9 protein-coding genes are annotated in these 13,460 nt (G+C 44.9%); 5 read left to right on the top strand and 4 right to left on the bottom strand.

Features of this window, described 5'->3' with window-relative positions; genetic code table 11:
* A partial coding sequence (locus QUA03_RS26590) for a hypothetical protein (protein WP_333216406.1) occupies positions 1 to 435 on the bottom strand: 435 nt, incomplete at its 3' end.
* 122 nt (positions 436 to 557) lie between these two features.
* Positions 558 to 1,925, bottom strand: a complete 1,368-nt coding sequence (locus QUA03_RS26585) for a glycoside hydrolase family protein (RefSeq protein WP_333216404.1) — start codon at positions 1,923 to 1,925, stop codon at positions 558 to 560.
* Between the two features lie 499 nt (positions 1,926 to 2,424).
* Here QUA03_RS26585 and QUA03_RS26580 point away from each other — a divergent pair, with 499 nt between their 5' ends.
* A complete protein-coding gene (locus QUA03_RS26580) occupies positions 2,425 to 5,928 on the top strand; it encodes a WD40 domain-containing protein (RefSeq protein WP_333216401.1) in 3,504 nt (1,167 codons plus the stop codon).
* A complete protein-coding gene (locus QUA03_RS26575) occupies positions 5,925 to 8,330 on the top strand; it encodes a carotenoid oxygenase family protein (RefSeq protein WP_333216399.1) in 2,406 nt (801 codons plus the stop codon). Before QUA03_RS26580 ends, QUA03_RS26575 begins: the two co-directional genes overlap by 4 nt.
* Before the next feature lie 322 nt (positions 8,331 to 8,652).
* Here QUA03_RS26575 and QUA03_RS26570 read toward each other — a convergent pair whose 3' ends face one another.
* Both QUA03_RS26570 and QUA03_RS26565 read right to left on the bottom strand, forming a co-directional pair.
* Positions 8,653 to 9,168 carry an isoprenylcysteine carboxylmethyltransferase family protein gene (locus QUA03_RS26570; RefSeq protein ID WP_333216396.1) on the bottom strand — a complete coding sequence of 172 codons (516 nt, stop codon included), beginning with the start codon at positions 9,166 to 9,168 and terminating at the stop codon, positions 8,653 to 8,655.
* A 221-nt stretch (positions 9,169 to 9,389) separates the two neighbouring features.
* Entirely contained in the window at positions 9,390 to 10,334 is a 945-nt protein-coding gene (locus QUA03_RS26565) for an aldo/keto reductase (RefSeq protein ID WP_333216408.1), read from the bottom strand.
* A gap of 150 nt (positions 10,335 to 10,484) precedes the next feature.
* On the opposite strand from QUA03_RS26565, the gene QUA03_RS26560 reads away from it, so the two are divergent.
* The 3 genes from QUA03_RS26560 to QUA03_RS26550 all read left to right on the top strand — a co-directional run bounded on the left by QUA03_RS26560 (position 10,485) and on the right by QUA03_RS26550 (position 13,192).
* A complete protein-coding gene (locus QUA03_RS26560; RefSeq protein WP_333216394.1) occupies positions 10,485 to 11,918 on the top strand; it encodes a BCD family MFS transporter in 1,434 nt (477 codons plus the stop codon).
* A gap of 124 nt (positions 11,919 to 12,042) precedes the next feature.
* Positions 12,043 to 12,873 carry an inositol monophosphatase family protein gene (locus QUA03_RS26555; protein ID WP_333216392.1) on the top strand — a complete coding sequence of 277 codons (831 nt, stop codon included), beginning with the start codon at positions 12,043 to 12,045 and terminating at the stop codon, positions 12,871 to 12,873.
* 154 nt (positions 12,874 to 13,027) lie between these two features.
* Complete coding sequence (locus tag QUA03_RS26550) at positions 13,028 to 13,192, top strand: hypothetical protein (protein ID WP_333216390.1); 165 nt, start codon at positions 13,028 to 13,030, stop codon at positions 13,190 to 13,192.
* The last annotated feature ends 268 nt before the right edge of the window (positions 13,193 to 13,460 follow it).

Genomic DNA, 13,460 nt, shown 5'->3' with positions numbered 1-13,460 from the left:
TACACAATCATTCTGCCTATTCAGGACGGCGATGTCTGAGGGGTGAAACCCCTCAGACATTCGCCAACAGTCTCTTTTAATTACTAAATCTCCTATCATTACTTCTGCTTCCATAAAAGCCTGGGTTAAAACCTTCACAGAACTTTCACCTTCACGAAATCTAATTGTTTCGGCTTTTAAGTGTCTTTGGGCTTGACGAAATCCATTACCTTTTCGTCCAACGCCTGTCGTCTCAATGATAGCCACTGAAGCTGCGCTTAGTCCAGCAAAAACTTTTGTCCTGAAGCTTCCTAGTTCGTCGATAAAGGTAGCGACAATTATTGATGAGAGTACCGAAGTCACTCCTAAAATGACAGAAATAGAGTGCAATATTACGGCTGATCGATGCCATCTATTGGTTTGACTTTCCATTTCTTCAAGCAGTTCTTGTGTCATACATTTAACTATTGATATAATTGTCGTTATGGGGGAAAGGGCGATCGCACCTGCAACCTTGATTTCCCGTTATTTGGTGATTAAAGTTAGGATAGATGAAACTCTACCCTAACCAACAATATCTACAGTCCCCAGTCCACAACTAACAGGCGCGGATCGTACTTGCGGAGCAATTCCACAAGTTTTTTCAAATCATCAATTGTAGTAGCACATACGCAGCCTTCACTACCCGGACTTATACCACTTTGAATCCAGTTCCAATCTGCATGAAAGCCGAAGGCATCTCGACAACCAATCTCATTTAGCCGACAACTTTCATAACGCTCTTTCGATTTAACAAGAGGTACCCATACAGGTCCGAGTCCATTTCCATTTATCGGGTGTGCAGCGTGGTAATTGTCTTTGCCACCTGCCCAATCGATATCCGAAATATAGTAATTGTCTTGTGGAATAGGTGCCAGATTGCCCGGTTGACTTTCCGGATCGTCCCACATTAAAAAGTTCTGAGCCATCGCTAAACCAGAAATAACTTTTAATGAATCAACAACTACATTCCCTTGAGGATTTACGAAGTCGAGTTTGCACAATTTAAGTCCTTCGTAGGCTTCTCCTCGCGTGCGTGTGAGACGGCAGTATACACCCCCATCTATTCCAGATGAATTGACAGATATCTCTTTGCGCGCGCCCTTGAGAGCATTCTCTATAGCCCTCCTCGTTTCTGGACCTACCTTTCCATCAACTCGGCTGAGAACTTCGCGGGTTTGAAAAAGCTTGACTGCACTATCAGTAATGTCAGTAAATTCGTTAGGTTGAGAACCCAAACGCAGAAATTTGAGTCCCGCTAAAGCGCAGTTGAGAATGTAACAATCTTCTCCAACAAGTCCTTTTTCTAGGGTACGATCGAACAGTAACGGTACGGGAGCAGGTTTATAAGGCAATATTCGCTTCGGCGGTTGAGCCAAATCTGCTGGCTTTATCACAAAGCCTATTGCTAGATCTAAACCTAAAAAACCATCGCGCCGAAATAAAGCTTCTTCGTCGTTTCGACGATTGATCAATCCCTGCAGAGGTCTTTTTGTACCATTATCTTCACCATGTACCCAACGATCGAACTCCTTGGCTGCTCCTTCATAATTACCTTTGTTGAGCTCTCGCAATAGAGTTGACTCGCTGAATGCGCCTATGCCGATGTTGTAAGTGAAGGAAACCAAGGCATCAAACATACACTGTTTGAGTTTAAATTTGCACAATCGATCGACATCTTCTGCTTTTTCAGCAATCTCAATTTGCAACCATCGCTCTGCTTTTTCTCGTGTGATAATATCACCCTCTAAAATCGGTCTGTTGAGGTCCAAATTTTCGATCGAGCCATAACCAATTGTCCAAATACCAACAGGGTCTAGGTATGCTTGAATCCGTCCGTCAGGAAGCTCTTTATGGAGTCCTTCCCACTGTTTAATAAGTGCAAAGCATTCGTTAGAAGGTTTCATATTTCTCCTTGAGTTTCACAATTTTGAATTAGGTTTTACTTTGAAGTGAATTTATGGTAACTATCTCCAAAGTTGAGGGAATTAAACAAACACAATTTCAGGAATTTGCATCAATGTGTTTTCACCCCGTATGAGTTCTAGGGCTATCAGTCGGATAAGGGCGTGGTGTATGGTCGCCTATCCGATAAGCCAATGCCTTTTGACTGTTGATTACGATCGATCCTGCTATAAGCGTGGTAGAAGGACCCAAAACGAGAGCTGCAAACATGAGCGCAAGAAACAGTTTCATAAAATTTGTTCTCCTGGATGGGAAGTTTTTGAAGCTTTACAGGGAGTTAGAAATCTATTTTCAACCCCTTGTAATTCGCCTAGGTGATTGGTATCAGTGGCGATAATCTAATGAAACAGGAGTGCTGACTGAGTTCAAGACTGAGAATGACTGAGTTAGGCTGACTTTTGAGCGATTTCATCTACAATGTGACTAGATTAAAAATTTGATATGCCACGATCGCTCAAAGTTCGCCCGGATTGCATAGGATTGGTCAAGTCATCGGTTAGGCGCAACGGCTTTCTCAGCCAGCAAGCGCTAGCCGAGGAGCTTGGTTTAGCTCGTTCTACCGTTGTCAATTTTTTGACGGGAAAACCAGTCGATCGCGCAGTTTTTGAAGAAATCTGTCGGAGGCTATCCGTAGACAGTCAAGCGATCGCCGAGATGGATTTTGATGCTTCAGCAACCGTTAGCCCGCAGCCAAGTAGAGATGCTGTTAAAAGATCTAGAGACTTAAGAGGTGCGCCCGATATCTCCGTTTTCTTTGGCAGAGAACGGGAGTTAGAAACGCTAACACAGTGGATACTTCAGGAAGAGTGCAAGCTAGTTGCGGTGTTTGGGGTGGGAGGAATTGGCAAGACAACTTTGTCCGTCAAATTAACCAGCCAGATCCAAGAAAGCTTCGATCGCGTAATCTGGCGATCGCTGCGAAATGCCCCGCCCTTAGACGATCTCCTGGTCGATTTGATTCAGTTTCTCAGTCCCACCCCTATTGCTAAATTACCTGAAACATTGGACGGGCAAATTTTAAATCTACTGGACTGCTTGCAGCAGCGGTGTTTATTAGTTCTAGACAACTGCGAGACAATCCTTCTTGAAGGAACTCAAGCAGGAGAGTATAGAAGTGGGTATGAAAGCTACGGATCGCTACTGAAATGTATTGGAGAAACACAGCATCAAAGTTGTGCGATCCTGACTAGCCGAGAAAAGCCTGCTGAGTTAGTTCAGCTAGAAGGACCCAAATCTCCCGTCCGATCGCTGCGGCTTAACGGTTTAAGTCAAGTAGAAGGATATAGAGTTTTTGAAGTCAAAGGCTACTCTGGTTCAGCAGCCGAATTAAGTCCCCTGATTGGACGGTACGGAGGCAATCCATTGGCACTGAACGTTATTGCCACAACCCTTCAGGAATTTTTTGATGGCAATGTTGCTGAATTACTCAGACAAGACATCCTTCTCTTTGGAGATATCTGGAAACTGTTGAGCGAGCAGTTCGATCGCTTGACCGATTTAGAAAAACAGATCGTGTATTGGTTGGCGGTTGAACGCGATTGGACACCGCTAGGCGATCTGCGCGAAAACCTTTTCCCGACAGCGATCGCCCGAGAGCTACTGGAAGCACTAGATTCACTGCAACGTCGTTCTCTAATTGAAAAACGATCGGGCTATTTCACCCTGCAACCCGTAGTGATGGAATATGTCACGAATCAACTGCTAGAACGAGTTTTTCAAGAAATTAAAACAGGTCGGTTATCACTGCTTAATAAAGTTGCTTTAATCAAAGCTCAGGCAAAGGATTTTATCAGAGAAGCGCAAACACGATTGATTCTTGACCCCCTCATTAAAGAACTACAAAAACATTTCCGAACCGAAGCATCTCTGCGCCAGCGATTGGATACTTTGTTACAAGTGGTACGGCGCGAAGAAGAACTGAAACTCGGCTACGCAGCAGGGAATTTGCTCAATCTCTATCGTTTTCTCAACTTGAACCTTTCGGGATATGACTTTTCTAACTTAGTGATTCGCCAAGCTTTTCTGCAAGAAATTGAGTTGCACGATGTCAACTTTTCGCACTCTGAGTTCATCGATTCGCCATTTAATCAAACCTTCGGAGGCATCCTTTCCATCCAGTTCAGCCCAGACGGGCAAACATTAGCTACAAGCAGCACGAATTGCGAAATTCAAATATGGCAAGTCACAGATAGGCAGCATCTTCTGACATTGCAAGGTCACACAAACTGGGTGCGAAATATTGCGTTCGATCGAACAGGTGAACTACTCGCTAGCGCCAGCGATGATGGCACAGTGAAAATTTGGGATTTACAAAAAGGAATTTGTCAGCGTACTCTTCGCGGACATGGCGATAGCGCCTACGGCGTTACGTTTAGTGCTGACGGACAAGTTATTGCTAGCAGCAGCGCAGATTGCTCCATTCGATTGTGGAATGTTACTGATGGAACCTATCTGGGCATTTTGGAAGGACATGGCGCCCCTGTCATCGCTGCTAATTTCAGTCCCTGCGGCAGTCTTATCGCCAGTGGAAGTTTTGACAAAACGATTCGCATTTGGGATTTTAAAACAGGGCAACGTTTGCATATTCTAACCGAACATACCAACTGCGTAACGGGCTTAAACTTTAGCCCTGACGGACTGTGGTTAGCCAGCCCGAGTTTCGATCGCACCATCCGGATCTGGCGCGTTTCCGATTGGCAATGCGTCAGAGTTTTAGAGGGGCATACGAATTGGGTTTGGGGGATAAATTGGAGTCCTGACGGACAATTACTTGTAAGCTTTAGTGCAGACTGTACTGCAAAAATTTGGGATGTTACTGCGGGTGAGTGCTTGCGTTCTTTAGGCGGGCATCAGATCCAGGTTTGGAGGGCAGTCTTTAGTCCCGATGGAGAAACCATAGCTACGGGCAGCGAGGATCAGACGATCGCATTTTGGGAGATTAAAACTGGGCATCGATTAACAACAATAACAGGGTACTCCAATTGGGTACGACCTTTGTCCCTCAGTGTAGACGGTCAGTTTTTTGCTACTGGACATAAGGATAAAACATTGCGGATTTGGAATTGTGTCGATCGCCAATGCTTGCAGGAATTGAAAGCCCATGCAACCGGCATTGCATCGCTAGCTTTTCATGCCAATAACGAGTTACTCGCCAGTGGCGGACAGGATGCGATTGTTAAAGTTTGGAACTGGCGGCAGCAGAAATGTGTAGCTGTCTTGAAAGGGCATCGAGATGAAGTCTGGGGACTGGCGTTCAGTCCGGGTGGAGAAATTCTCGCTAGCAGCAGCTTCGATCGAACCATTAAACTGTGGCGATGGCACGATCAAACTTGTTTTGCTACTTTAACCGGACATCGCGATCGCATCCCTGCACTTGCTTTTCATCCCAGCGGCAGCACGCTTGCCACTGGCAGTGATGACTCTACAATTAAGTTTTGGAATGTTTCCACAGGAGAGTGCTGCGCCACCCTAACGGGACATAACGGACGAGTGGGAACGCTTTCCTTTAACCCCAAAGGCGATCGACTCGTTAGCGCTAGCCTAGATCGAACGCTAAAAATTTGGGATGTTCAAACCGGAATATGCCTTCAAACCCTGCAAGGACATCAAGGATGGGTTTTTAGTGCGGTGTTTTTCTCTGACAATCAAACCGTTGCCAGTGCTAGTTCCGATCGCTCCCTTAAAGTTTGGAACAGTCAAACAGGAGAATGCTTGAAGACTTTAGAAGGGCATACCAATTGGGTCTGGACTGTTGCAGTTAGTCCTGACGGTCGCCAATTAATTAGTACCAGTGAAGATGAATCCATCCGGATTTGGGATTTGCCAACTGAAACTTGTTTGGCAGTGCTAAAACCCAAACGTCCCTATGAAGGAATGCAAATCGCTGCAATCGGGGGCTTGACTTTAGCACAGGAAGCAAACTTGAGAGAACTCGGAGCAATATGAAACCACAACAAGCACGATTCATTGGCGAACCTTGTAGGAAAAACTTTATACCTCGATCTGCAATTAAAGCTAATCGAGATGAAATTACAGATTTGGCGTTGTTCGTTCGAGAGTATGTCAAGAACGATCGAGAAGATTGGGAACTCGCTGCTGAGGGAGATGCAGTTAAACTACCTGCGGGATTGCACGGTTATGTTTTCGTTGTGGGTGCTTTGTTTCAAGCTGACGATCGACCTCAAGAAGATGGTACAGCAGTATTCACGGGCGATGGCATGATGTATCGTTTGGGCTTTGAGCGCGATCGAGCAATTCTCAAAACCCGAATTGCCAAAACGCCCTGCTACTACGCCGATCTTGCCCTTACTCCAGCCAGCGATCGCGCCCTCTGGCAGCCTGAAACTGCATTTTCCAAAAAATATAGTCTCTGGTCTTACTTTGCAGCTTTTCGGAATGGAGGACCCAGCCGGTTTAGCTTCCTTTTGGGAGGTAGGAATCAACTCAATACGGCGTTTCTGCGAGTTGGCGATCGCTTAATTATCACGATCGATGCAGGTCGTCCCTATGAAATCGATCCTGATTCGTTAGAACTGATTGCCCCCATTGGATCGACCGATCGGTGGATAGGCATCTTGCCAATTGTTTCTCAACTTATTTCTTCAGTATTTCGCAGCTATCCGTTTGACGTATACATTAATTCCGCCCATCCTGTTGTTGACTTCACCCAAACAGATAAAACCGCAGAACGTGAAGTTGGTATCTTTACGACTAACTACTCAACAGGATACAACGGGCTATATCGAAAACCCATTAATTGGATATTTGACCAACTCAATCGATTTCTTAAAAGTGGAGTGAATGCTAACGAACAGTTCGGACGATTCACTGACTTAATTTACTACCGCTTTCCGAGTGAAGGCTCGAAGTCAGATGATGAAGTAGATTTATATAACGATCGATCTGGAAAATCTCAAGAACCCAGATTCAAGCGCTGGCGTTTAGTTCTTGCAGATGGTCCGCAAAAAGGTCAACCTGCGATCGTCGAACAGTCTCTGCATCAAATTGCCATTACAGAACGCTTCATTATCCTTGCTGATATTGCATTCAAGATGGAGTTTTCTCAAATCTTTTCACCTTTCTTTTTGGGATTTCTAAAAAAATATTTTTTCCGACAATTATGGGCGCTAGGTGCAGGTCTTCGCGCAAAATTTCTCCGAGATATTCTGCCTTTACCTCAAGGAATTTTGTATGTTGTCAAGCGGGAAGATTTAGAAAGTTCTCCCTATTTTGTTTGTGGGGATAAAAGCGCAGATGAACAAGAGGAAAATCAGCCACCTTCACCTCTACCTGCAAAGCAAATCATTTTGCCCTACGAGATTTCCCATTTTGCTGCTGATTACAGCAATCCCGATGGAAAAATTACCCTTCATGTCGGACATCCTAACGGTTGGGATGTAACTCAGTGGATTACAAAGTACGATCTTTCCGTTCCAGGAAAACCCTGTTTTCGCTCCGATTTAGAAGGAATACAGGTGGGTACGACCGACCTGGGAGCCTTAGCAAAGTATGTCATTGATGGCGACAACGGTGAAATTGAAACAATGCAAGTTCTTCGGGATACTGAAGCAACGTGGTCTCCTTCAATTTATACCCATAGCGAACTTTGCCGGGATGATATTAATAACTCAGAAACGCAAGTTAAAAACATCTACTGGATTACTTGGGGATTCAGTTGGGAGTTAGTTCCACAGCAAATTTATGATGCTTATAAATCAAGAGAATATAGAGCGATTCCGATCGAGAATCTTCCTAATCGAGATAAGCCCCTGACTTTACTGCGAATCGATACTAAAACAATGAGTATTGCAGATGCCTTCCAGTTTCCATCAGGATATTTTGCCTCCTCACCTCAATTCGTTCCTAGTTCTGAACCATTAAACGGGAACGATCCATCCACACACGGCTTCATCGTTTGTACTGTTCTATCCGACGATCCAAATAATGAGACCAAAGCTTGTGATGAATTTTGGGTATTTCATGCCGACAGCTTTCAAAAACCCATTTATCGTTTAAGTGCTCCCCCCGATCGAAAGCCACTCAACTTGGCACTAACGCTACATACAACCTGGATGAAGGAGATTCGTAGCGATCGCCAACGAGAACGGTATGCCGATCGCAGCGTTCGCCAACATCTACGCAGAAAATCCGTTCGCAAAGACTACGAATCTGGTTTGGAGAAAGCTAACAGCATTGTTTGTGAGTTATTCAACGACATTGTTTATGGTTATTTTGTTGAGCAAATTGAAGAACTAGAAGCAACAGAGCTTTTGCAACAAAAAGACTATAAGATTAACGCTTTATCGAGCGTCCAGGATATTATATCAAATCCGGTGTCACCGGAATGATCAAACCCCAGAGCGTACTGAGTCTCCAGAAGAGAAAGATGAATCATTTGGATACTAACGGATTTGATATGATATAATTGCTAATTGCGATGACCGCGTTAAGTAACCCTCTTCTGTCACTTTCGGCAAAAAATAATTTGCAATCCTTAGAGCATAAGACTTTTATCAAAAAATCTTAATTTCCGCCATTCTGTTAGAAAATAAACGCTCAAATCCCCGCTCTATCTACAGTTAAAAATTTGGCTCTCACTTTTATTTTCCCAGAGTGACAGAAGAGGGGTAATTACGATGCAACCGGATTAGATGAGCTTGCCCTCAACTTTTAATAAACTCCCGGAATTAATTTTTTGACTCGTTGGCGGTATTCAGAATACTCGGAATATTTTTCACTCAGCCAAGCTTCTTCGCGACTGGCTTTGATGTCGAAAAATATCAGTAAAATTGCAGTAGCTATTAAGTGCGATAGGCTAAGTTGAAAAAATGTCCAAGCGAAAGCTGCTAAAATTAAGCCGCTGTATAATGGATGCCGGACTATTCCGTAAATGCCTGTTTGGACTAATTCTCCGTTTTCTATGGGATACGGTAAAGGTGTGAGGTTTTTTCCTAAGTCTATCAATCCTTTGATGATTAAAATTAATCCGCCTAAGCCGAGAATACTTGCTACACTCCAAGTAAGAGCAAGTAATTGAGTTGATTGAATTTTTAATCCTGGCAGTTGATAAACTGGTAAGATTGCAAATCCTGTGAGCAATCCTCCTTGAAGCAAAACTAAATATTCGCCTCGGCTGTTATTGCGCCAGCCTTCGCGCGTAAAACCCCAGTCTGTTAAAATTTTCATAATTGAAGGAAGAAGGAAGTTCGGCAACTGATTCTGTAACGGATGTCAGTCCGATGTCCGTCCGATGTCCGTCGGGAGAAGGAAGAGGGAAGAGGGGAGAGGGCAGAAGGAAGAGGGGATGAGAAAGTGAACTGTAGGTTGGGTAGAGTGAAGTAAAACCCAACCTACGGCGAACAGCGAACAGTCAACAGTCAACATTCAACAGTCAACAATTAACAAATTTATTCTCGCCAAGGACGAGTCATTAGTTCTAATTGATTGACTTCATCTTGGCTCAAATTCCAGCCTAATGCGCCTGCATTTTCTTGGGCTTGTTTTGCGGTTTTGGCGCCGGGAATGGGGATGACTCCGTTTTGGCATATCAACCAGTTTAGGGCAACTTGGGCGGGCGTGCGATCGCGCTTTCTGCCCATTTTTCGCAGGGTAGACATGACTAATTCAATTTTTTCGAGACCGCTTTTGCTGAAGCGGGAGTCCATTTTGCGGGCTCCTGTAGGTGGTTCTTGGGCTGTGTATTTGTCGGTGAGCAATCCTTGGGCTAAGGGGCTGTAAGCTAAAATTGTGACGCCCAATTCGCGGGCTGCACTCACAATTCCTTGTTTTTCTACTTGCCGCGACAGCAAGGAGTACCGGACTTGATTTGTTGCTAGGGGAACGCCTCTGGCTGCTAGTATTTTGTGGGCTTCGCGCATCTGTTCTACTGAATAGTTGCTGACTCCTACTGCTTGAATTCTGCCTTGTTTTACTTCATCTGCTAAGGCGTTCATCAGGGTTTCTTGACTGAGTAAAAAAGTGAAGGGCCAGTGCACTTGGTAGAGGGCTATTTGTTCTACTTGCAAGCGTTTTAAGCTGGCACTCAAGGCTTCGGAAACTGATTTTCCTGTAATCCGCCAAGGTACGGGGCCGAATTTGGTGGCTATTTGCACGGGTTGGCTGGTTTTTTTGATAAACTGCCCCAGCAATTCTTCTGACAAGCCGTTACCGTAGACTTCGGCTGTGTCAAAAAAGTTGACTCCGTTGTCAAGGGATGTTTTGAATGCTGCTTCGACTTCGGCGGCGCCGTAGTTGCTGCCGTAGTTCCAAAATAGTTTGTCCCCCCAAGCCCAAGTTCCGACGCACAGGGGAATGACGGCTGGGCCGTTTTGTCCTAGGGTAATGGTTGTCACGGTTGGTAAATCCACAGTTATTGATTCTCTTTATTTTTATATGAATTTATACGAATAATCCCGATCGAGCTTCTAGCCGGGGGAGGAAAGGCGGCGGGTTGCGATATCTCAGTTACTATAAGTGCAAATGATGTGTTTATTTGAGTAGTTATGTCGATCGACCGTTTACCAGATTCAAGATTAACAGATTCCGCGACTCCTGCTATCAAGAGAGTTACCCTGCTGACTATGTTCCGGTTGGGTTTGTTTCAGATGGGATTGGGCATGATGTCGATTTTGACCCTGGGGGTGCTCAATCGCGTCATGATTAAAGAGTTGGCGATTCCCGCTACTGTGGTGGCTGGTACGCTGGCTATGCACCAGTTTGTCGCCCCGGCTAGGGTGTGGTTCGGGCAAATGTCTGATGCTAAGCCTTTGTTTGGCCATCACCGCACGGGTTATGTGTGGATGGGCGGGGTTTTGTTTGTGATTTCTGCTTTTTTGGCGGTGCAGGTGATGTGGCGCTTGGGTAGCAGTTTGGAGGCTGTGGGGTGGACTACTCCTACTTACGGTTGGGTGGGTTTGTTGGGTTTGATTTTTGCGCTTTACGGTATTGCTATTTGTTCGAGTTCGACTCCTTTTGCTGCTTTGTTGGTGGATGTTTCGGATGAGGAGGATCGATCGAAGTTGGTGGGTGTGGTGTGGTCGATGCTGATGGTTGGTATTATTATCGGGGCGATTGTTAGCAGCGGTTTGCTGAAGCAAATTGATGGGGATGTGCCACGGGAAGTGTTGCAGGCTTCGATTAATGGTTTGTTTGTGAAGGTGCCGGCGCTGGTTTTGCTGTTGGTGGGAATTGCGACTTTTGGGGTTGAGAAAAAGTATTCGCGGTACGGGGTGCGATCGTCCGCAGTGAATCGAGAAGATAAAATTACTCTGGGAAGTGCGCTGCGGATTTTGACTGCTAGCCGCCAAACCGGTTTGTTTTTTACTTTCCTGCTGATTATGACAATTTGTTTGTTTATGCAGGATGCGGTTTTGGAACCTTACGGCGGGGAAATTTTTAAGATGTCCATTTCGGAAACTACGCGGTTGAATGCGATTTACGGTACTGGTACTCTGATCGGTTTGGGTACTACTGGTTTTTTTATTGTGCCCCGAATTGGCAAGCAAAATACGATTAGGTTGGGCTGTTTGTCGGTGGCGGCTTGTTTTGTTTTAATTATTTTATCTGGATTTACTGGGAATCCAATTGTGTTTAAGTCGGCTTTAATGTTTTTTGGTTTTGCTTCGGGAATTACGACGACTGGTGCATTGAGTTTGATGTTGGATTTGACTGCTGCAGAAACTGCTGGGACTTTTATTGGTGCTTGGGGTTTGTCGCAGGCGATGGCGCGGGGTGTGGCGACGATTACTGGCGGTGCTATTTTGGATTTAGGTAGAAGTTTGTTTGGGGTGCCGATGTTGGCTTACGGGTTGGTTTTTGCTGTGCCGGCTGCGGGTATGATTCTGGCTGTTTGGCTGTTGGGTAGGGTGGATGTTGGTGAGTTTCAGGATAATGCTAAAAGTGCGATCGCCACTATTCTTGAAAATGAACTAGACTGATATTTTGGCAGTTGTCACTTGGCAGTTGTCACTTGGCAGTTGTCACTTGGCAGTTGGCAGTTGTTAGTTGTCAGTTGTTATTGCAATAACGAATAACGAATCAGGAACCAATAACCAATAACTAATGACTAATTTTTGGGATTCAATTTTAACTTTTTCTCAGACTACTGTCAAGACAGTCGGGCAGCAGTTTTTGAAGGATTTCGGTTCTGCACAAGCGGATGAGAAGGATGATGGGAGTTTGGTTACGCAATCTGACAATTGGGCGGATGCGGAGATTAGAAGTGCGATCGCATCTACTTTTCCCAGTCACGGAATTTTGAGCGAGGAAGGAGAACACGTTTTCCCAGATACGGAATGGTGTTGGGTTGTTGATCCTTTGGATGCTACAACTAATTTTGCTAGGGGAATTCCGATTTGGGGTATTTCTTTGGGGTTGTTGTATCGTGGAACTCCGGTTTTTGGCTACGTGCATTTGCCCCCAATTAATCAGTCTTTTCACGGTTTTTATGCGCCTGATTTTGCGGGCGGCGTGTTTGACAATATGCCTCAAGGTGCTTTTTTAAACGGGCAGCAAATTCGGCCGACTGCTGATAAAATGAGCGGAAATCATATTTTTAATTTGTGTTCCCGGAGTGTGGGAATCGGGCCTCATCTTCCGAGTAAAATTCGGATGTTGGGCATGGCTAGTTACAATTTTTTGACTGTGGCTTCGGGTGTGGCTATGGGAGGGGTGGAAGCGACTCCGAAAATTTGGGATATTGCGGGGAGTTGGGTAATTGTGAAGGCTGCGGGTGCGGTTTGGCTGCCGCTGGAATCCCAGGCGATTTTTCCGCTGGAAGTGGGGAAGAATTACGGCAGGATTTCTTATCCGACTTTGGTGATGAATCGGCAGGAGTTGGTGTCGGTGTTTTTGCCGTTTGTGGAGGCTTGGAAGAAGAAAAAAATGGGGTGATACTATTTTAGATTTTCGATTTTAGATTTTCGATTAAGGAATTACTAATTCCCAAAGGGTTTGAATATAATCTACAGTTTCATTCTTTTTGCGAACTGGTATCATTGGCGATCGCACAAATCGCTCAATTATCAAATAAAACTGCAGGGCAGGCGTGACGGAGGAGTCTCCCACGCCTGCCGTGCTGTTTGGAAGAAATATACCGACCGATGACCGATGGTTTAAGTATGTCTACTCTTGTCTGTTTCTGCCAATCTGCGATCGGGTGGTTTTGTTTTACGTCGATCGGGTGATGCGGTTTTGGTACAATTTGTGGTAAGTTTTCCACGAGCTATTATCTCTAGGAAATAAAATTATACCCGTTTTCAAGTAGAGGCACAAGGGTAAATATATTTACTGCGGTGTTGGAAAAAGTAGATGAGTGGTATGGCTAGGTCGAAGAGTTAGCCTGTGGGAAGATACAAGAATAAACTTTGGAAGAAACTCGGAAAAGTCTGTGGTTTGCGATCGCACTAAGGAATGAAAAATAAATAACTTAATGAATTACTCAGGTTGGGGTACGGCTCGATAATTCCATTTGGGCAAAT

Source organism: Microcoleus sp. S36b_A4 (genome assembly GCF_036700645.1).
In the GTDB taxonomy this organism is placed as follows: domain Bacteria; phylum Cyanobacteriota; class Cyanobacteriia; order Cyanobacteriales; family Microcoleaceae; genus Microcoleus.
The sequence above is the reverse complement of the archived record's forward strand: the minus strand, read 5'-3'. Positions and strand labels throughout refer to the sequence as shown.

What these genes read in the sequence shown, in the direction of transcription:
- QUA03_RS26580 (WP_333216401.1), top strand. Translation starts at nt 2,425, where the DNA reads ATGCCACGATCGCTCAAAGTTCGCCCGGATTGCATAGGATTGGTCAAG.
- QUA03_RS26560 (WP_333216394.1), top strand. Translation starts at nt 10,485, where the DNA reads ATGTCGATCGACCGTTTACCAGATTCAAGATTAACAGATTCCGCGACT.
- QUA03_RS26585 (WP_333216404.1), bottom strand. Translation starts at nt 1,925, where the DNA reads ATGAAACCTTCTAACGAATGCTTTGCACTTATTAAACAGTGGGAAGGA.
- QUA03_RS26575 (WP_333216399.1), top strand. Translation starts at nt 5,925, where the DNA reads ATGAAACCACAACAAGCACGATTCATTGGCGAACCTTGTAGGAAAAAC.
- QUA03_RS26570 (WP_333216396.1), bottom strand. Translation starts at nt 9,168, where the DNA reads ATGAAAATTTTAACAGACTGGGGTTTTACGCGCGAAGGCTGGCGCAAT.
- QUA03_RS26555 (WP_333216392.1), top strand. Translation starts at nt 12,043, where the DNA reads ATGACTAATTTTTGGGATTCAATTTTAACTTTTTCTCAGACTACTGTC.